We start from the raw sequence: 19321 nt of genomic DNA on the forward strand, positions 1-19321 counted from the left end.
AATAAACAACAGAAGCAAGTATTTCCAATTTGAATTAGTTAAAGGAGCATACCTATTTGATGACCAAACAGAAGGACAACACATCTCTCATTTTGATCGGCTTGATGCTGGCGATCCTGATGTCGGCGATGGACAACACGATCGTTACTACGGCTATGGGGACGATTGTGTCGCAGCTTGGCGGCATGGAGCAGTTCGTTTGGGTCACTTCGGCCTATATGGTTGCCGTAATGGCCGGGACTCCGATTTTTGGCAAGCTGTCCGATATGTATGGGCGCAAGCGTTTTTTTATCTTCGGGATCATTACATTTCTGGGCGGCTCGGTGCTGTGCGGCATCGCTGGCAGCATTGCGCAGCTGAGCATCTTCCGGGCCATTCAGGGGATTGGCGGCGGAGCGCTGATGCCGATTGCTTTTACGATTATATATGACATTTTTCCTCTGGAGAAGCGGGGAAAGATGACCGGTCTTCTCGGCGCGGTGTTTGGAACCTCCAGCATTTTCGGCCCCCTGCTTGGCGCCTATATTACGGATACGCTGGGCTGGCACTGGGTGTTCTTCATCAATGTGCCGATCGGCCTGGTCTGTCTCGTGCTGATTATTTTGTTCTATCGTGAATCGTTATCCCGTTCCAAGCAGCGCATCGATTGGGGCGGCGCAGCTACACTTGTCGGCGCTGTCGTGTGCCTGATGTTCGCGCTTGAATTGGGCGGTGAAACTTATCCGTGGGATTCCACGGCCATTCTCGGCCTATTCACGGGCTTTGCTGTTTTATTTATCGCTTTTCTGTTCATCGAAACGCGGGCGGAGGAGCCGATCATTTCATTTAGCATGTTCAAGAACAGGCTTTACGCGACGAGCAGCGGACTGGCCCTGCTCTATGGCAGCGTGTTCATCGTGGCGACCGTATTCATTCCTATTTACGTTCAAGGCGTATTCGGCGGTTCGGCGACGAACTCGGGTCTCATTCTGATGCCGATGATGATCGGCTCGGTCGTAGGCAGCATGCTGGGCGGGATGTTGTCCACGCGGCTGTCCTACCGGACGATCATGACTATTTCCGTCATTTGCTTCGTGAGCGGAATATTCGCCTTAAGCACGATGTCCATCGATACGACCCGTACTTTGCTTACGTTGTACAGCATCCTGACCGGATTCGGGGTGGGTTATTCCTTTTCCGTGCTGAGCATGGCGGCCGTGCATCATTTTGATATGCGCCAGCGCGGAGCGGCCACGTCCACGAACTCGTTCCTGCGGTCGCTAGGCATGACGCTGGGGATCACGATTTTTGGAATCGTGCAGAGAAATCTGGTTGCAGGTGAAATGAAGCGGGCATTCGAAGGGATGGGAATGGGTCAATCCGGGCAGTCGTTCGGGGATATAAGGGAAGTGCTGTCCCCGGAGAAGAGGGGAGAAATTCCGCCGCCGGTGCTGGAGACAATAACGGAAGCACTCTCCTCATCCATCGCGCATACGTTTATGTGGGCTCTGATTCCCGCTGGATTAGCGGTTCTCGTTGTGCTGTGCATGCCGAATGACCGTATATCTCCGAAGGGCAAAAGGGAGGAGCAGCCGCAGCATTCCTCGTAGGTACGTTTATTTTGCAGCTTTTTGAGGTATAAAAAGATTACAACGCGTACGAGGTGATGACATGGTGGACAAGTCCAAACGTGGTTCTAAGCCCGGTGACCAGGCAAGAGGGTGGGATCATCCCGAGCAGTACCCGACGAGTAGGCCAAGCTTGTTTGATATGCATGAAAGCGAAATGCATGTCGACCCGATCCCCGTGGAGGATTTGAGGCTGGAAGTTCGGGAGGAAAGGGAAAAGGCGGTAACCAAGCATCGATCTTCAAGCGAAGGCAAGTATCATACCGGCTTTGAGGACAACGAATAGCCGTCATGCGGCAAAAGGAAAAGGATGGATCAGCGGCCCTGATCCATCCTTTGTTGTTGTTAGGCAAAAACCGCAGCAGTTGCTCTAAACATAGCCTACGGGCGCAGCTCCTTGACGAGCTGCGGCGGGATTTTACCGCTGAGGGCGGCGACCAGGTTCTCGGCGGCCAGCATCGCCATGTCGAAGCGCGTCTTGCTCGTTGCCGAGCCGATATGAGGCAGGGTAACGACATTCGGCAGCTTCAATAAAGGGTTGTCCGGAGAAATAGGCTCCCGCTCAAAGACGTCCAGGCCAGCCCCGTAAATGGTCCGTTGCTCCAAAGCCTGGATAAGCGCCTGCTCATCGACGGTCTGCCCCCGGGAAGCATTGATAAAGATCGCGCTCGGCTTCATTAGCCCGAATTCCCGCTCGCCGATCAGACGCTGCGTTTCCGGGGTCAGCGGCGTCATCAGCACGATGAAGTCGGCTTCTTGAAGCAGTTCATCCATGGAGCAATACTTGGCTCCAAGCTCCGATTCGGCAGCGGGCTTCCGGCTGCGGTTATGGTACAGGACGTCCATCTGGAAGCCCCATTTGGCCCGGCGGGCAACGGCTTCCCCGATGCCGCCCATGCCGATGATTCCCAGCTTCTTATGATGGACATCCAGGCCGAACAAATCCTGGTTGTTGCCGCGTTTCCATCGGCCTTCCTTTACGTAGCGGTCAAGCTCCGCAACCCTGCGGGCGGCAGCCAGCATCAGGGCGAAGATCAGATCCGCGACCGTCTCGTTGAGAACGTCCGGCGTATTGGTTCCCATGACCCCGCGGGCTTTCATCGCATCCAGATCGAAATGGTTGTAGCCCACGCTCATCGTGCTGACCACCTTCAGCTTCGGCGCATGATCCAGCAGCTCGGCATCGATTTTGCCGCCAAAGGTCAGCAGCCCCTCCGCATCGGACAGGCTGGCCAGCAAGGCGTCACGCGGGATCAGCTCGGGGCGGTCCCATTTGTCATAGATGCAATGCTCGGCAATATAGTCTTCTACTTCCTTAGGCACGTTGCGGGCAATGAATACTTTCGGCTTCAAGGCAGTTCTCTCCCCTCCGGAATAGGTTGCAATCGTCTATTTATTTATTGTAACAGATTGCAGCAGTCTGAACCCTGATTTATCTGTTATCGATTTTCTCCGGATACATGTCATGCTGAATCAGGCGCTGCTCGGCCATGGCCTCGTATTTCGTGCCGGGACGGCCATAATTGCAGTATGGATCGATCGAAATGCCGCCCCTTGGCGTAAATTTGCCCCAGACCTCAATATATCTCGGGTCCATCAGTTTAATCAGATCGTTCATGATGATGTTCACGCAGTCCTCATGGAAATCGCCATGGTTGCGGAAGCTGAACAGATACAGCTTCAGGGACTTGCTCTCAACCATTTTGATATCGGGAATATAGCTGATATAAATGGTCGCGAAATCGGGCTGTCCCGTAATCGGGCACAGGCTCGTGAACTCCGGGCAGTTGAACTTCACGAAATAATCGCGGTAGGGATGCTTGTTATCGAAGCTTTCAAGAATGCCTGGATCATAGGAAAAAGAATACGGCACCTTTTGATTGCCAAGCAGCGTTAAATCCTGAAGCTCTTCGTTTTGTCTTCCAGTCATATTTAATTCCTCCTAAGCGGATTGTTTCTTATTTTCAGCAATAATAGAGAACGCTAGACGCCGCGTTTGTTTCCCCATACGAGAGCATGAAGCTGAGGCAGTACGCGGACATCGTTCAGCTCTGGATCAGCGACGACCTGATCGATCAACTGTTCGTATCTCTCCAGAAGGTCGGCGGTATGCTGCTGAATATCCATTCTTCTGACGTCTGGATTGCCGACCTGCAGGAAAAACGGAATGTCCGGATAGCGGGCATGCACCTTTTTCGCGTAGGCCAGATCCGCCTCGTCAAAGACGACGACCTTCAGGCTCTGGCCGTAAGGATGAGCCCGGTCTGCCAGCCTCGATACAACGTCGTCCAGTGCGCTCCAGTCGGTCGTCATGCCCGAGCTGGGCGGCTTCGGCGACAGGGTCACCTGGTCGATCTCGGCGAGCCAGTCCTGCCAGCGGGAGCCCTGCGTCTCGACGGCAACGGCAATCCCATTCTCATGGAGCAGTGTCACCAATGCGCCGAGCCCGCCGAGGAGGGCAGGGTTGCCGCCGGACAGCGTCACATGGGAGAAGCGGCCGCCGCCCAGAGCTTGCAGCTCGGCATAAATATCCTCGGCCGTCATCGTGCGGATATCATCCTTGGCGCTGCCGTCCCAGGTAAAGGCCGAATCGCACCAGGAGCAGCGGTAGTCGCAGCCCGCCGTGCGGACGAACATCGTCTTCTGGCCGATGACCATGCCTTCCCCTTGAATCGTTGGCCCGAATATTTCCAGGACGGGAATCGGCTGATGCTGGTTACTCACCGTTCATCCACTCCCGTCTCGCTTCGGCGTAGCTGGTCGGCGTCTCGTAGAGGCGGACGAATTCCATTCGGGCCTGCAGCTCGGGGGCGCGGTAAGCATCTTTTTGCAGCGCCTGCTCCATTTGCTCATACAGCCATACGGCCATATTTTCCGCCGTTGTATTCATCAGCGGCAGCGACTCGTTCAGATACTGGTGATCGAGATACCCTTCGATCTCCTGCTTCCAGATCGTCTTGATCGTGCCGAAGTCTATCGTCAGGCCGAGTTCGTCCGGGATTCCGCTGATTCCGAATACGACTTTATAGGTATGACCATGCAAGTTTTTACATTTGCCGTCATATGCATGTAAGTGGTGTGCGGCGTCGAATGTGAACTCTTTGCTCACCAGCACGCGCCGCTGATGATATCTTAATTTGGAGCGAGGGATGTCCTCGCCAAGCTTCTGCAGCTTGTCGACGATGCGAAATTCGCCGGGTACGAAGCTCATGATGTCGCCCCCTTGGCTCGCGTCTGGAGATAAGCTTCCATGCCGGCAAGCCTTAGTTTGCAGGCTGGGCATTCCCCGCAGCCGTCGCCGATGACGCCGTTATAGCAGGTGAGCGTGCGTTCCCGGATATAGTCGAAGGCGCCAAGTTCGTCGGCAAGCTGCCATGTGGCGGCCTTATCTAGCCACATGAGCGGGGTATGGATGACGAAATTATGATCCATGGCCAGATTTAGCGTAACGTTCAGCGATTTGACGAAGGCGTCCCGGCAATCCGGATAACCGCTGAAATCCGTTTCGCATACGCCGGTAATGATATGCCTTGCTCCGACTCCTTTGGCAAGGACTGCTGCAAAGCTGAGGAACAGATGGTTGCGTCCTTCCACAAACGTGTTGGGGAGCTCGCCGTCCTCATGGACGATGTCCATGTCGTGGCGAGTCAGCGCATTCGGGCTTAATTGAGACAAGAGTCCCATGTCGAGCAGGTGGAATTTGACCCCGAGCTCATCGGCGATTCCGCGGGCGCATTCGATTTCCTGCTTGTGGCGCTGGCCGTAATTGAAGGTTACGACCTCAACTTCGCGGAATTGCTTCAATGCCCAGAACAGGCAGGTGGTGCTGTCTTGGCCGCCGCTGAATACGACGACGGCTTTTTCGTGTTGAAGCATAAAAAAACCTCTCTTCTTCTGAATTTTGCGAAAGGATGCGAGGTGCATCATTTTACGAATAGAAGAAAGAGAGTTCTTGAACTGGAACACTATGAAAAAACTGCACAATACCCTAAAAGGGCATGGCAAAAAAGCGCATAGCGCCGTTAGTTTTTTATAGAGGGAGTTCGCGAACCTCTCCCATGCCTTAGCAGCATGGATCTTCTTCAATTGTGCTTAATGTTCGATGCCATTATAGCATAAATAAAGGGGAAGCTGTTGTTCCAAGAGCTGTCAAGTAGTTGTTTTCTCTTATTTACAAGGCGCTGTGGATACAGGATAATAGAATATATTAATTCATAGGAGGTCATATTTTGAAGAAAATGAGCAAATGGCTGGCGCTGCCGCTAGTGCTAATGTTAGTTTTTCTAACGGGCTGCCAGGCTGTAGGGGGCTTTGACGTCAACAAAGCTCTGCAGAAGAGCTTGGAAGTTCAGTCCAGCGAATCCAGACAGAAGGTTTCGGTCGAGGTTGTCCCTGCGGATAACGTGTCCGCGGAAGACAAGGAAATTATAGATTTGATCAATTCCATTTCTTTAACGGTAGATCATGCTATTATCAAGGATGCTTCGACGATGTCGCTCAAAGGCTCGGTCGGTTTTTCCGGAGAGAAGCTTCCATACCATATTTCCATGGACGCCACTAGCATGGCGATCCAAGTTGAAGGGGCACAACAGCCGCTGTACATATCCTTAGAGGATTCCTCTGACTATCTTGACCTTGAGCAATACAATGAGCAGGTTCAGGAATTTGGGGTTAAGGCTGCTGGCTTCCTGCTGAAGCATATGCCGAACCCTTCCACGATTTCTGTGAAAAAAGTGCAGGAGAAAGTCAATGAAGAAACACTCAGTCTGACTCATCTGCATGCCGAAATTCGCGGCGATGAGCTGGTGAAGCTGGCCAAGCCGCTGCTGACGAATGTTGCGAAGGACGAAGCGGGCTTGAAGGAGCAGATTGGCGCTTTCTATGACGCCATGTATCCGATTCTTAGCGCCCAATTGGGAACGGACGCTTTTGATGAAGAACCGGCAACCTCCAAAGAGTTCGCCGTAGCCGCCATGTACGGCGTAGTTAAGGAAGCATTGGAAGAGATCTTGAAGGATTACGACCAGCAGGCTGCTGCTCTGTTTGAAGAATCGCCGGAGCTCAGCACCGTGCTTGGCAAAGACACTGTACTCAAAACAGATCTGTACTTCGATGGCGATCTGAACACGCGCAAACAGAACATGGAGCTGACGGTAGCGATCCCTCAAGGCGAAGGCGTGCCTGTCAAAGCGGTTAAGGTGAGCAGTGAAGCTGAAATGTGGAATATTGGCGGAACTGTAGCTGTCGATCAAGTTGACTTAAGCGCAGGCAAGCTGGATCTTGCGGACGAGGAGATCACTCCGGGGCAAATCCTGCGCAATTTCGAGCCGGGCTCGATCATTTATAAGCTGCTCAAGGACGAGATGCAGATCACTTCCAAATATGTGTTGATCGGTTATCCGGGCGATTACTATGAAGTGATCAAGAAGAACGGCACCAGCTTCGTGCCGCTCCGCTATATGTCCGCTGAGCTGGACGCAGAGATCAAATGGAACAAGGAAACGAAGACAATTACGATCATTGATGATATCACGCAAGCGGAGATTGTGCTGACGGTCGGCTCCAGCCAAGCCAAAGTAGCTGGGCAGGCAGCAGTGCTATCCGAGCCGGCGTTCATCCATACGGACGGCAAGACGTATGTGCCGCTTCGTTTCATCTCTGAAGCATTGGGAGCGAAGGTGCATGTAGACGAGGATGGCTGGATTACGGTAACGCGCGACTAATTGCCAGTCGTCGGCGTGAACCAGATTCAGCAGAGAAGGACTGCGGCTTGTTCGGGGGAACCGGATAGGCTCGCAGTTCTTTTTTTGGTTAGCAAATTGACCGCTATTTAATAATTGACGTACCATAAACCTCCATTTAAGATAGGAATAATACTTACTTCAAAAAGAGCAGCCCGTCATGATTATGTGCTTTAACACTTTCATATAGGAAAGCGTTAGCAAGATCATGCTTTCGTGGCCTAAATCTTTATGGGGGTTATCTATTATTGTTTTGAGAGAGGGGTTGTCGGTATGAAAAAGAAGATTGGAGTATTCATGGTCATTGCCGCTATGCTGATTACGGTGATCGGCTGCGGCAGCAATAATGCCGGAGGCGGCAGCAACACCGGGAATGCGGCCAACCAAGGCAATGCTGAGGCTGGGGCTCCGGCCGATACGAGCAAGGAGAGCTACAAAGTTGCGATTTCGCAAATCGTCGAGCATCCATCCTTGGACGCGACTCGTGAAGGGTTCCTCGCTGCGCTGAAAGATGCGGGCATCGTGGAGGGCGAGAACCTGAAGCTCGACTATAACAACGCGCAGGGAGACCCAACCAATAACTTGACGATTGCGCAAAAAATTGCCGGAGTGAAATACGATCTTGTACTCGGGATTGCTACTCCTCCTGCTCAAGCTCTTGTAGGCCAGGTTAAGAACTCGCCGATTTTGTTCGCGAGTGTTACCGATCCACTCGATGCCAAGCTGGTCGATAATCTGGAGAAGCCAGGCGGAAATGTCTCGGGGGCATCTGACACGAACCCGGAAGCCATTGTCAAGCTGATGGATTTCATCGCTGAGAACTTCAAGGAAGTAAAAGCGGTTGGCGTCGTGATTAACCAAGGCGAGCCGAATGCCGTGATCATGGCGGATCATGCGGAAAAAGCGCTTGAAAAACATGGCATTAAGCTGATCAAAGCGCCGGTAACGAACACCTCTGAAGTGAAGCAGGCGGCAGAATCGCTCGTTGGCCGTGCCGATGCACTGTATACGACGCTGGACAATACGGTTGTCGAAGCAGTTAGCACCGTCATTCAAATTGCGAATGAGCATGATATCCCGTTCTTCTCCAGCGACCGCGATACGGTAGAGAAGGGTGCTTTTGCCACAGTTGGTTTTAAATATTACGATCATGGCTACCAGGTGGGCGAAATGGCCGTTGAAGTGTTGAAGGAAGGCAAGAAAGTTGGCGACATGCCGGTTACCTTCCCTGACAAGCTGGATCTGATCCTGAACCTCAAGGCAGCCGCCGAGCAAGGAATCGAGGTTACCGACGCCATGAAGGACTTGGTTAACGACAAGGAGAATAACTTGCTTGAATAGGCTGGTTTCAATCATTTAGGAGGTACTCATCATGGTGAACTCGTTAATCGGAGCCCTTGAATCCGGCCTGCTCTATGCGTTGATGGCGCTCGGAGTATATATAACTTTTCGTATTTTGGATTTTCCGGATCTAACGGTAGATGGAAGTTTTACGACGGGCGGCGCGATCGCTGCGGTTATGATTACGAAAGGAGCCAATCCGGTAACGGCTACCCTGCTCGCTTGCTTCGGCGGGATTATCGCCGGAATGCTGACGGGGCTGCTTCATACGAAAGGCCGCATTAACGGGCTGCTCTCAGGGATATTGATGATGATCGCGCTGTACTCGATTAATATGCGGATTCTGAGCAAGCCAAACGTTGCGCTGCTGGGTGAAACAACGCTCTTTAGCTCCATTTCTCCGCTGCTGCTGATGCCGTTTGTCGTTGTAGTGGTCAAGCTGCTGCTGGACTTGTTCTTTAAGACGGATCTCGGGCTTGCGCTGCGCGCGACCGGAGACAACAAGCGCATGATTCGCAGCTTCGGTGCGCATACCGATAATACGATTATTCTTGGCCTAAGTTTGTCGAACGGGCTGGTTGCCTTGTCGGGTGCGCTGATCGCCCAGCAGTCCGGCTTTGCCGATATTACTTCAGGGATTGGCATGATCGTGATCGGGCTGGCTTCCGTCATTATCGGGGAAGCCATTCTGGGGGCGAGAACCGTATTCTTTGCTACGCTGGCCGCTATTGTAGGTTCAATCGTATACCGGGTAGTGGTCGCTCTCGCTCTTCGTATCCCATGGTTCGAGTCTTCGGATTTGAAGCTGATTACTGCGGTGATCGTCATCGTTGCATTGGTGCTTCCATCCGCGCGCCGCGCATCGAAGCAGCGCTCGCTTGCCCGGAAACGTTCAACAGAGGTTGCGGAGTCGCTTGGTGAACATGCAGGTTTGGGGGGTGGGCGTTAATGCTGGAGCTATCGAATGTATCCAAGCTGTTTCATCCCGGGTCACCGGATGAGAAGATTGCGCTCGCTGACGTTAGTCTGCATTTACAGCCAGGAGATTTTGTCACCGTAGTTGGCAGTAATGGCGCCGGGAAGTCCACCTTGATGAATATGATCTCCGGCGTGCTCAAACCTGACGTTGGTGAAATTCGCATCGCGGGCAGCAAGGTCAGTCATTTGAGCGAGCACCGGAGAAGCCGCTGGATCGGCCGGGTGTTCCAGGATCCGATGGCCGGAACGGCGCCGAATATGACGATCGAAGAGAACTTGGCGATGGCGTATTCACGGGGGAAGATCAGAGGATTAGGGCTGGGCATTAACGCCTCGCGACGCGTCCTGTTCCGCCAGCAGCTCAGCCGGCTTGGCATCGGACTCGAGAACAGACTGCGGGCCAAAGTTGGCACATTGTCCGGGGGTGAGCGCCAGGCGCTCAGCCTGCTGATGGCGACCTTCACACAGCCGAAAATTCTGCTGCTGGACGAACACACCGCCGCGCTTGATCCGGCCCGTGCCGAGCTGGTGACCCAGCTTACGCAGAGCATTGTAAACGAGATGAAGCTGACGACGCTGATGGTGACGCATAATATGGAGCAGGCCATACGTCTCGGCAATCGCCTCATCATGATGGATAAGGGCCGCATCATTCTTGACGTAAATGAAGCGAAGAAGAAGACGCTGACGATCGAAGAGCTGCTCGGCGAATTCGAGAGAATCAGCGGGCACAAGCTGTCGGACGACCGCGTCGTGCTCGGATAGAAATCATGCGCCGTCTGCTCAGCAGATTGTGCGCACCACATAAAAGCTGCCATTCCCTTGACGCATGCAAATGCGGTTGGGGGATGGTGGCTTTTTTTCGCATCATTTGTCGAAAGCATCAAGGGGATGATCATTCGGATAAACGTAAGGTGTCGCCGGGCGGGGGATTTCGCGGATTTCCTCCGCTGAGACAGCGAGGATCTCCCGGCCGTTCCGGAGCGCCGTTTGCAGGGTTCCCTGCACTTCGATCCAGGCGTCCCGCTCAAACCAGGGAAGAGGCCGCACAGAGGAAACGACGACGCCGAACGGATAGGCATCCGCGGTGCAGCATTGGACAAGGAAGCGGCCAACAACGAATTCACGCGCGCTGTCCGAGCCGGGATCTTCATAGACGAAACCGCTCAGCTTTACGGTTTTACCCCGGAACTGATCCTTGAACAGCTCGAAGGCGCCTATCGTTTCAGAGTAAATTTACGGTTTAACCTCGATAATGTCTTGAGGGTATAATTTTTTGGCGAGCTCGGCGAATTCCGTGTTGTACTTATCCGGGGCGGTGAAAATATCGCTCAGATGCTCCGCGTTCAGCGCAGGTGAAGAGAGCTGCATGCCCTTTTGATCTGCAGCCATGCTGCCCAGCGCCTGATCCGGCATAACAACGCCGAGCAGCAGCGGAACAAGGAAGAGGGTGTAAACAGCGGCATTCTTTAACGGGGATGCAGGGGCATCATGGTGCTCACAGCCGCAGGCGGGAGAAGCGCTGCGAAACAGCGCCTCCCAGGCGAGACTCAGGGACATGGCCGTAAGCGGGATCGCACTGTAGCGGAGCCAAGGCTCCATTTTCGGGGCGATGTAGTAATGCAGCGTGCCGCTTCTGGACAGATGGGCGATAAATAAGGCAAAGGCCAGCAAAATGAAGCTTCGTGCCAGCTGCTGCCGCCGCAGCGTTGTGCGGGGATTTGTCATTCCGGTAACCTCCTTTCATCGCTTAAGAATTGGACATTAGCTTAAATAGAGTTTGCCTACGAGGACAGAACCAATAAATACGACAGTACAGATGAGAAAGGCGAAATATATGACAAATTTGGCTTTGAAGACGGACAGGAGCATGAGGACGTTCTTGAGATCCAGCATCGGTCCAAACACGAGAAAGGCGAGCAGGGAGCCGGCGGAAAACGTATGCGTGAACGCGGCAGCGACAAACGCGTCGGAGGTTGAGCACAGCGATAATAGAAAAGCGAAGCCCATCATGAAGGCGTAGGAACCAACAGGACCTCCGCCGATGACGAGAAGGCTCTCCCTGGGAACGAAGGATTGAATCGCGGCCGTAATGAGGCAGCCCATGATCAAGTATTTTCCCATATCAAATACCTCGTCGGCCGCGTGAACGAATATCGCTGTTATTTTCCCGCCATGCCGGGAAGGGCCGTGATGATGGTCATGGTTGTGCTCATGGTAATGATTATGATGGTGGCTTGAAGCTGCGCCGGAAAGGAGTTTGCTTCTTAGCGGATCTCCTTTCCAGGTGGCGTAGATCATCCAGCCGATCGCTGCGGCGACAAGGAAGGCTAATCCCATTCTGGCATAGACCATTTCCGGATGCAGCCGAAACGCCATATAGGTTGCTCCGTACACAACCGGATTCACGATCGGTCCGGCCAGAATGAACACGGCGGCCATGTATACGGGCATGCCTTTTTGAATGAGCTTGCGGATTAAGGGGATCATCCCGCATTCGCACATCGGAAATATGAAGCCCAGCGTACAGGCGAACAAAATGCCGGCGGCAGGGTGCTTTGGAATCCATCTGCTTAACGTGTCCTCGGAAATATACAGATGTACGAGCGAGGAGAGCAGGGCCCCGATCAGCACGAAAGGGAGCGCCTCCAGCAGTATGCCGATAAAGCTTGTCTTGAACAGATGGAGATAATTGAGGTCGAACGATACCAAAAGCGGCAGAGCGGGCGCGATGACCATGAGACAGGCCAGCACAAAGGCTGCGGGAAGCAAAAAGGGAAGCCATCGGGTTAGGGGCAATGGGTTCATAGCAATCTCCTCTATTTTTCATACGATTATCTTAATCATAATAATTACTATTAATAACGGACGAGGTTCAGAACAAAAAATCATGAATTTTGCCGGTCATCCAGCATTGACAAACCGGGGAGTAGGCATTATATTAGGTTTTGTTAATCGTAATTATTACGAATAAATATCACTTTAAGAAATTATTCTGAACTGCGGAGGGAGTTGGTAGAATGACTGATCGACCATTACCAGTTACCGTACTCAGCGGGTACTTGGGCTCAGGAAAAACGACGGTGCTGAACCATGTGCTGAATAATCGCCAAGGGCTGAGAGTTGCCGTCATTGTCAACGATATGAGCGAAATAAACATCGACGCAGAGCTGGTTAGCGCAGAAACGAATCTGTCGCGGACAGAGGAGAAGCTGGTGGAGATGTCCAATGGCTGCATTTGCTGCACCCTGCGGGATGATTTGCTGAAGGAAGTACAGAAGCTGGCGGAGGAAGGAAGATTTGATTATATCCTCATTGAATCTACTGGCATAAGCGAACCGATTCCGGTTGCCCAGACTTTCACTTATGAGGGTACGGAGACAGGGATTGATTTGCGTGGATTGGCTAGGCTGGACTGCATGGTAACTGTCGTGGACGCTTATCGTTTCTGGCATGACTTCTCCTCCGGAGAGACGCTGCTGGAGAGAGGCGAAGCCAGCGGTGAAGGGGATACACGGGATGTTGTGGATCTGCTGATCGATCAAATCGAAACCTGCAATGTGTTGGTCCTGAATAAATGCGACCTGGTCGGAGAGGGGGAGCTGGATGAGCTGGAGAGAGTTCTCAGGAAGCTGCAGCCTACTGCCAGGTTCATCCGAACGCAGCATGGCAGCATTGATCCTGCGGAAATATTGAATACAGGCTTGTTCAATTTCGATGAGGTGAGCCTATCTGCGGGCTGGATCAAGGAGCTTCAGCAGGAGAGCCATACCCCCGAGACGGAGGAATACGGCATCAGTTCCTTCGTGTACCGCAGGGTGCGGCCGTTTCATCCGGAGCGGCTGGCTGGCTTTATGAGCGACTGGCCTGAAGAGGTCGTACGGGCGAAAGGCCTGGCCTGGATCGCGGCCAAGACGGATTTGGCGGCTAGCTTGAGCCAGGCCGGGCCGTCGATTCAATTCGGTCCGGCGGGGCAGTGGCTGGCGTCCTTTCCTCCAGAGCAGCAGGAGGAGGTCTTCCGCAGCGAGCCGGAGATGAGGCGGAAATGGGATGAAGTATGGGGTGACCGCCTCAATGAAATCGTCTTTATCGGCATACATATGAACCGTGCCGAGATAGAAGAATCGCTGGATCAATGCCTGCTAACTGAGGAAGAAATGAGCTTGGATTGGGCCAGCTTCCATAACCCGCTGCCGTGGATCAGCGATGGGGAATATTTGGCAGCAGGCCTTAGGTAGGGAGCATACCAGGCAGAGAGCTGGCGGATTGAAGGGAGGGTATCGAATGAGAGTAGTCGTAACGCTGGCATGCAAAGAATGTGGGGATCGCAACTATACCACAACGAAAAACAAAAAAACGCATCCCGAACGCCTAGAGTTAAGAAAGTACTCGCCGCGTCTAAAGAAATATACGATTCATCGCGAAACTAGATAGGGTGAGGACATAAACGCGCTGCAGCGTCTTACATCGACGGATGAAAGGGCGCAATGCCGTTTTGTTTAATCGTAATATTTACGTATAAATGAGGGATTTGCATGATTTTGTCTTCCATGCGGAATGTCGTATTCGGATATGGGGATACGCCCGTGCTAAGCGGCATTTCCGTGGATATTCATCAAGGAGAATTCGTCGGGATTACCGGCCCTAATGGCGCCGCCAAAACAACGCTGCTAAAGCTATTGCTCGGCTTGCTGAAGCCATGGAGCGGTTCGGTGCATATTCACACCGAGGCATTGGAAGGGGAATGTTTGAGTATCGGATATGTGCCGCAGAACGTGGCGTCTTTCAATAGCGGTTTTCCCAGCCGCGTACTGGAGCTGGTCAGGTCAGGCTGTTATTCCCGGCTGGGCCTGTTCAAGCGGTTTGCCGCGGGACAGCACGAGATCGTCGAGCAGAGCTTGAAACAGGTCGGGATGTGGGAATACCAGCATCGTAAAGTCGGGGAGCTGTCCGGGGGGCAGAAGCAGCGGATCTGCATTGCCAGGGCTTTGGCGGGGCAGCCGAATGTGCTTGTTCTGGATGAGCCTACGGCGGGAATGGATCAGCAGGGAAGATTGGGCTTCTATCAGCTTATGCGCCATTATGTTACATCGCATGGCATGACCGTTATCATGGTGACGCATGAGCTTCAGGAGTCGGGAAAATACTTGGATCGCATCATTTCATTGGAACAGCGGGAGAGCGAGGGATGGCAATGTTTGACTACGAGTTCATGCAGCGTGCGTTTTGGGCCGGAGCTATGCTTGGAATAATCGCTCCCGTCTTAGGCGTCTATTTGATGCTCAGGCGGCAGGCATTGATGGCGGACACGCTGTCCCATGTCTCTTTGGCCGGGGTGGCGCTTGGCTCCCTCCTTGGAATGAATCCTGCCGTGACCGGAATTGCAGCTGCGGTGCTAGGCGGAGCTCTTGTGGATGGGCTGAGACGGGCTTATCGGACCTATAGCGAAATGTCCGTAGCGATCATTATGACCTCGGGTCTTGCCCTTGCCATCGTGCTCATGAGCCTGCGTACCAATTGGAGCAAAAGCTTCAGCTCCTATTTGTTCGGCTCGATCGTCGCGGTGAATGATGCGGGACTGTGGTTGATTGGCACCGTGACGGCTGCAGGCATGATTTATTTGTTCGTGCTGCGCAGGCCGCTCTATAATATGACCTTTGACGAAGAGACGGCGCAGATCAGCGGTTTGCAGGTGAAGCGGCTGTCATTCTCGTTTGCGATATTGACCGGGATGACGGTGGCCGCAGCGATGCCAATCGTCGGCGTCCTGCTCATCTCTTCGCTTATGATTCTGCCAGCCTCGCTGGCCCTGCGTATAGCCAGCGGGTTCACGATGGCAATTCTGATTTCGGTGGCGGCCGGATGGCTGGGCATCTTCAGCGGTTTGACCATTTCATATTATGTGAACGTACCGCCTGGGGGCACGATTTCGCTCATGCTGCTATTGATGCTGTTGTCCGCCATGCTCGTACAGAAGCTGCGGCGAAGGCAGGGCAGGTACAAACAACAAGCCCTGCTTATGGGACAAGGGAGCAGAATTTCAAATCTTCGAGAGGGAGTGGAAAGTTGAATCAACATCGCATTCAAACAGGAAGTGCAGGCAGGAATAGAGTATGGAACAAAGGGAATAAAGGGCTGGCTGCCGCCGCACTGCTGCTTGCAGTCATCATGGTCGTTGCGGCTTGCGGCGCTAAGGGGGGAGCAGGCGCCGGCGGAGCAGAAGCGGAGTCTCCCGCCTCGGCGGCTCCTGATTCTCCCAGCAAGGATAAACTCGATATTCAGGTCAGCTTTTATCCGATGTACGAATTCACGAAACAGGTGGCGGGAGATGCGGCTAATGTACAGATGCTTGTTCCAAGCGGCGTGGAGCCGCATGACTGGGAGCCAACGCCCCGGGATATCGCCAAGCTGGAGGAGGCCGATGTGTTCGTCTATAACGGCGCTGGCATGGAGGGCTGGGTAGAGCAGGTTCTATCCGCCGTCAGCAGCAAGAAGCTCGTGAAAATCGAAGCCAGCCAAGGTCTCGACATGATCGAGGATGCTGAAGGCCATGATCATCATGACGGAGATGGGCATGAACCTGCTGAAGAAGGGGCTCACGAGCATGACGACGAGCATGACCAGGCGCATCACCACGACCACGAGCATGACCGCGAGCAGGCGCATGAAGAGGATCACGATCACAACCATGAACATGAAGCAGCCGGTCACCATAATCACGATCATGATCACGGCGGGCTGGATCCGCATGTGTGGCTCTCTCCGGCCCTTGCGATCACAGAGGTTCGCAATATTGAAGCAGGTCTGTCCCAGGCTGCACCGGAGCATCAGGAGCTATTCAGGAAAAATGCGGACGCCTACGTGGCGAAGCTGGAGGTATTGGATCAGGAGTTCAGAGAGACGCTTGCAAGCGTGAAGCGCAAGGATTTCATTGCGCAGCACGCCGCATTTGGTTACCTCGCCCGGGATTACGGGCTCCGGCAGGTGCCGATTGCCGGGCTGTCGCCGGAGCTGGAGCCGTCGGCAGCCCAGATGGCGGAAATCGTCAAGTTTGCTAAGGAAAATGATGTAAAAACGATTTTCTTCGAAACTCTGGTATCCTCCAAAGTAGCCGAAGCCATCTCTAAAGAAATCGGCGCCCAAACGGCCGTTCTTAACCCGATCGAAGGGTTGACGGAGGAAGATTTGAGCAGCAGCCGGGATTACATCGTACTGATGCGGCAAAATTTAGACGCGTTAAAATTAGCGCTTAACGAATAGCTTTAAAGCCTTAGGATGAGATGTTTCTGCCATAGAAAATCTCATCCATTTCCGTTTTCAGCAGCTCAGTGATTTCCGCCTGCTCCTGCGGGCTTAGCTTGTCCTTCGTATAGCCGAACAGATAATTGTTCAGGTCAAATTCCTTCAGCTTGCATTTGGTATGGAAAATATGCTCCTGATAGACGTTTACATCAATCATATGGTACGCATCGACAACTTCATCCGGGATGTAATTCTGAATGGAGCTGATCTCGTGGTCGATGAACAGCTTATGCCCGTTGATATCCCGGGTGAACCCGCGGACCCGGTAATCGATCGTCATAATGTCCGTATCAAAGGAATGGATTAAATAATTCAGCGCCTTGAGCGGCGAAATTTCACCGCAGGTCGACACGTCGATATCAGCCCGGAACGTGCTGATTCCTTCGTCCGGGTGATATTCGGGATACGTATGGACCGTAATGTGGCTCTTGTCGAGCTGCAACACTACGTTGTCAGGCAGCGGCCCAGGCGATTCCTCAAAAGATTCCGTAGGCACCTCGACGACAGGCCCCTCCGATACAAGCACGGTTACGCTCGCCCCTTGCGGCACGTAATCCTGCTTGGCCACATTGAGCACATGGGCTCCAATGATGTCGGACACGGCTATCAGAATCTGGGTCAGCCTGTCGGAATTATACTGCTCGTCGATATATTCTATATAGGCCTGCCGTTCTTCCTTCGTTTTCGTGTAGCAGATATCATACATATTAAAGCTTAGCGATTTGGTCAGGTTGTTGAATTCGTGCAGCTCTACACGCTGCTTCGGTGTCAGTGTCATAGCAGCCTCCGTTAAGAAATGATATGCCTTAATTATCTTTATACCCATTCTTCCATATCCCTAACGGCCGAAAGAAATATGGATTATAGTGGAGTTGGCACTTTATTTGCAGAGGAGCGGTCCGATGAATATGCAAGCTATTTTTGATGCATTTCCGCTGTTGGAATCGAGAGACCTAATCATGAAGAGGATTGAGCCTGGCCATCTTGACGAGGTATATTCCATATACAGCAATGACAATGTATTCGAGTATTGCGGAATTATACCCAAGCATAATAAAGAAACCGTCAAATCGATGATCGGCTATTTTTTGGCGGAATCGCATTGGGGACAAGGGATTGCAACGCAGGCGGTACAGGCTTTGGTCAAATTTCTATTTGAAGCAGCTCATGTAAACCGCATCCAGGCAGAAGTGTTGCCGCCCAACGAATCATCCAAGAAGGTGCTGCTCAAAAACGGCTTTAGGCAGGAAGGCATCCTGCGGCAAGCTCATTTATGGTCCGGCAAGGGCGTGGTTGATCTGGAGATCTACGGCATTTTGCGAGAGGAATATGTATCATCTTCATCCAATTAAAAAAAGCGGCAGGCCCGGTATTATGCCGGACCCGCCGCTTTGTGCTTTCGCATTTATAATTATTCTTCCGCCGACTCGTCCTGGGACTCGAGATCCTCGGATTGGATTCTCGGAGTAACGACAGAAACGAGAAGCTCGTTTTCCGAAGACAGCAGCGTAACTTCAGGCGGAAGCTCTACATTTCCGACTAGAAGTGAATCGCCAACATCCAGCTCGCTAATATCGACGCTGATGGATGACGGCAGCTGGTGAGGCAATGCTTCGACCTCGATGAATGTGCTCTGTGTCTGCACGATGCCGCCCAATTTCGTACCCTTCGGGGTACCGACGTAATCAAGCGTTACTCTCGTACGAACGAGTTCATCCTTCTTTACACGGAGGAAATCCACATGAATATATTCGCGTGTCACAGCATCCCGCTGCAATCCTTCGAGCAGTACAGGGACTTTATCGGAGCCTCCCACTTGGACCTCCAATAACCCTGATCCTCCGCCTCTGACCCAACGTTGAAATTCCTGCGAGGAAATATGAATCATGTCGCTTTCTTTGTTCAATCCCATAACTACGCCCGGAAGACGTCCGCTTTGGCGCAGGCGCTTCAGGCCCGACCTGTTCATGGGTGATCTTTGTTCCGCTGCAAAACATGCTCTCATCACTACAACACTCCTTGTTATTCAACCATAATATTTTGTGCTCCCAAAATCCCTATCCGTCCGTGAACATTGATTTCGCCCCCTGCGCGGGGGATATAAAGAGCACCATGACATCACCGCCCTGGTTAACATTAAATGTTAATAAATGTATATATGCATGAAGGCACTTCGCTCCGTAGGAAGCGAAATGCCTTATAAAGTAACGATAGCATAAACCTGTTGGCCTGTCGACAACTGACAGCTGTTATTCATCATATTGTATCAATTACCATAATTATGCTCAATCATCACCTCCCGCATTTATTATGGATAAAGATCATGTTGACGGAAACCTGTTTCTGTGTTTA

At 52.6% G+C, this 19321-nt stretch carries 22 protein-coding genes and 1 riboswitch; of the genes, 12 read left to right on the top strand and 10 right to left on the bottom strand.

All coding sequences use genetic code 11. The features are described 5' to 3' along the window. Nucleotides 1–59: 59 nt before the first annotated feature. Both QNH46_RS07350 and QNH46_RS07355 read left to right on the top strand, forming a co-directional pair. Nucleotides 60–1589 carry an MDR family MFS transporter gene (locus tag QNH46_RS07350; RefSeq protein ID WP_283927534.1) on the top strand — a complete coding sequence of 510 codons (1530 nt, stop codon included), beginning with the start codon at nt 60–62 and terminating at the stop codon, nt 1587–1589. Nucleotides 1590–1650: 61 nt separating this feature from the next. After that, nucleotides 1651–1893 (top strand): YczO family protein, encoded by a 243-nt coding sequence (locus QNH46_RS07355; protein ID WP_283927535.1) that lies wholly within the window; start codon nt 1651–1653, stop codon nt 1891–1893. A gap of 95 nt (nt 1894–1988) precedes the next feature. Here the strand turns inward: QNH46_RS07355 and QNH46_RS07360 are convergent, their stop codons facing one another. The 5 genes from QNH46_RS07360 to queC form a co-directional block, all read right to left on the bottom strand. Further along, nucleotides 1989–2960, bottom strand: coding sequence for a 2-hydroxyacid dehydrogenase (locus tag QNH46_RS07360; protein WP_283927536.1), 972 nt, complete (start codon nt 2958–2960; stop codon nt 1989–1991). 79 nt (nt 2961–3039) lie between these two features. Beyond that, nucleotides 3040–3537, bottom strand: coding sequence for a preQ(1) synthase (gene queF, locus QNH46_RS07365; protein WP_283927537.1), 498 nt, complete (start codon nt 3535–3537; stop codon nt 3040–3042). 53 nt (nt 3538–3590) lie between these two features. Then, nucleotides 3591–4265 carry a 7-carboxy-7-deazaguanine synthase QueE gene (queE, locus tag QNH46_RS07370; RefSeq protein WP_283928374.1) on the bottom strand — a complete coding sequence of 225 codons (675 nt, stop codon included), beginning with the start codon at nt 4263–4265 and terminating at the stop codon, nt 3591–3593. 58 nt (nt 4266–4323) lie between these two features. Then, nucleotides 4324–4818 carry a 6-carboxytetrahydropterin synthase QueD gene (gene queD, locus QNH46_RS07375; RefSeq protein WP_283927538.1) on the bottom strand — a complete coding sequence of 165 codons (495 nt, stop codon included), beginning with the start codon at nt 4816–4818 and terminating at the stop codon, nt 4324–4326. Further along, nucleotides 4815–5483 (bottom strand): 7-cyano-7-deazaguanine synthase QueC, encoded by a 669-nt coding sequence (gene queC, locus QNH46_RS07380; protein ID WP_283927539.1) that lies wholly within the window; start codon nt 5481–5483, stop codon nt 4815–4817. The genes queD and queC overlap by 4 nt, the downstream gene beginning before the upstream one ends. A gap of 140 nt (nt 5484–5623) precedes the next feature. Then, nucleotides 5624–5667, bottom strand: a riboswitch (PreQ1 riboswitch). A 178-nt stretch (nt 5668–5845) separates the two neighbouring features. On the opposite strand from queC, the gene QNH46_RS07385 reads away from it, so the two are divergent. The 4 genes from QNH46_RS07385 (at nt 5846) to QNH46_RS07400 (ending at nt 10432) form a co-directional block, all read left to right on the top strand. Continuing rightward, nucleotides 5846–7330: a copper amine oxidase N-terminal domain-containing protein gene (locus QNH46_RS07385; protein WP_283928375.1), complete on the top strand. Its 1485-nt coding sequence runs from the start codon at nt 5846–5848 to the stop codon at nt 7328–7330. Nucleotides 7331–7621: 291 nt separating this feature from the next. Beyond that, entirely contained in the window at nt 7622–8689 is a 1068-nt protein-coding gene (locus QNH46_RS07390) for an ABC transporter substrate-binding protein (RefSeq protein WP_283927540.1), read from the top strand. 31 nt (nt 8690–8720) lie between these two features. Next, nucleotides 8721–9638, top strand: coding sequence for an ABC transporter permease (locus tag QNH46_RS07395; RefSeq protein WP_283927541.1), 918 nt, complete (start codon nt 8721–8723; stop codon nt 9636–9638). Continuing rightward, nucleotides 9638–10432, top strand: a complete 795-nt coding sequence (locus QNH46_RS07400; protein WP_283927542.1) for an ABC transporter ATP-binding protein — start codon at nt 9638–9640, stop codon at nt 10430–10432. Before QNH46_RS07395 ends, QNH46_RS07400 begins: the two co-directional genes overlap by 1 nt. 102 nt (nt 10433–10534) lie before the next feature. Here QNH46_RS07400 and QNH46_RS07405 read toward each other — a convergent pair whose 3' ends face one another. Genes QNH46_RS07405 through QNH46_RS07415 form a run of 3 tightly spaced genes read right to left on the bottom strand, consistent with a single transcriptional unit; the run spans nt 10535 to nt 12475 of the window. Further along, nucleotides 10535–10903, bottom strand: a complete 369-nt coding sequence (locus QNH46_RS07405) for a TIGR03943 family putative permease subunit (protein ID WP_347342991.1) — start codon at nt 10901–10903, stop codon at nt 10535–10537. After that, nucleotides 10904–11395, bottom strand: a complete 492-nt coding sequence (locus tag QNH46_RS07410) for a DUF1980 domain-containing protein (RefSeq protein ID WP_283927543.1) — start codon at nt 11393–11395, stop codon at nt 10904–10906. It abuts the gene before it with no gap. 36 nt (nt 11396–11431) lie between these two features. Beyond that, the gene (locus QNH46_RS07415) at nt 11432–12475 is read right to left on the bottom strand and encodes a permease (RefSeq protein WP_283927544.1); all 1044 of its coding nucleotides are present in this window, start codon (nt 12473–12475) and stop codon (nt 11432–11434) included. 212 nt (nt 12476–12687) lie between these two features. On the opposite strand from QNH46_RS07415, the gene QNH46_RS07420 reads away from it, so the two are divergent. From QNH46_RS07420 to QNH46_RS07440, 5 genes are all read left to right on the top strand, one after another. Further along, nucleotides 12688–13905, top strand: coding sequence for a GTP-binding protein (locus QNH46_RS07420; protein ID WP_283927545.1), 1218 nt, complete (start codon nt 12688–12690; stop codon nt 13903–13905). 46 nt (nt 13906–13951) lie between these two features. Further along, a complete protein-coding gene (gene rpmG, locus QNH46_RS07425) occupies nt 13952–14101 on the top strand; it encodes a 50S ribosomal protein L33 (protein ID WP_283927546.1) in 150 nt (49 codons plus the stop codon). A 101-nt stretch (nt 14102–14202) separates the two neighbouring features. Beyond that, complete coding sequence (locus QNH46_RS07430; RefSeq protein ID WP_283927547.1) at nt 14203–14919, top strand: metal ABC transporter ATP-binding protein; 717 nt, start codon at nt 14203–14205, stop codon at nt 14917–14919. Then, nucleotides 14856–15737: a metal ABC transporter permease gene (locus QNH46_RS07435; RefSeq protein ID WP_283927548.1), complete on the top strand. Its 882-nt coding sequence runs from the start codon at nt 14856–14858 to the stop codon at nt 15735–15737. Before QNH46_RS07430 ends, QNH46_RS07435 begins: the two co-directional genes overlap by 64 nt. Further along, nucleotides 15734–16927: a metal ABC transporter substrate-binding protein gene (locus QNH46_RS07440; RefSeq protein WP_430691890.1), complete on the top strand. Its 1194-nt coding sequence runs from the start codon at nt 15734–15736 to the stop codon at nt 16925–16927. The genes QNH46_RS07435 and QNH46_RS07440 overlap by 4 nt, the downstream gene beginning before the upstream one ends. Nucleotides 16928–16937: 10 nt before the next feature. Here the strand turns inward: QNH46_RS07440 and speD are convergent, their stop codons facing one another. Beyond that, nucleotides 16938–17747: an adenosylmethionine decarboxylase gene (speD, locus tag QNH46_RS07445; protein WP_155609403.1), complete on the bottom strand. Its 810-nt coding sequence runs from the start codon at nt 17745–17747 to the stop codon at nt 16938–16940. Nucleotides 17748–17871: 124 nt separating this feature from the next. On the opposite strand from speD, the gene QNH46_RS07450 reads away from it, so the two are divergent. Then, a complete protein-coding gene (locus tag QNH46_RS07450; protein ID WP_283927549.1) occupies nt 17872–18321 on the top strand; it encodes a GNAT family N-acetyltransferase in 450 nt (149 codons plus the stop codon). 59 nt (nt 18322–18380) lie between these two features. On the opposite strand, the gene QNH46_RS07455 is transcribed toward QNH46_RS07450, so the two are convergent. Continuing rightward, complete coding sequence (locus QNH46_RS07455) at nt 18381–18974, bottom strand: 50S ribosomal protein L25 (protein ID WP_283927550.1); 594 nt, start codon at nt 18972–18974, stop codon at nt 18381–18383. Nucleotides 18975–19321: the final 347 nt, after the last annotated feature.

It is taken from the genome of Paenibacillus woosongensis, assembly GCF_030122845.1.
Taxonomy (GTDB): domain Bacteria; phylum Bacillota; class Bacilli; order Paenibacillales; family Paenibacillaceae; genus Fontibacillus; species Fontibacillus woosongensis_A.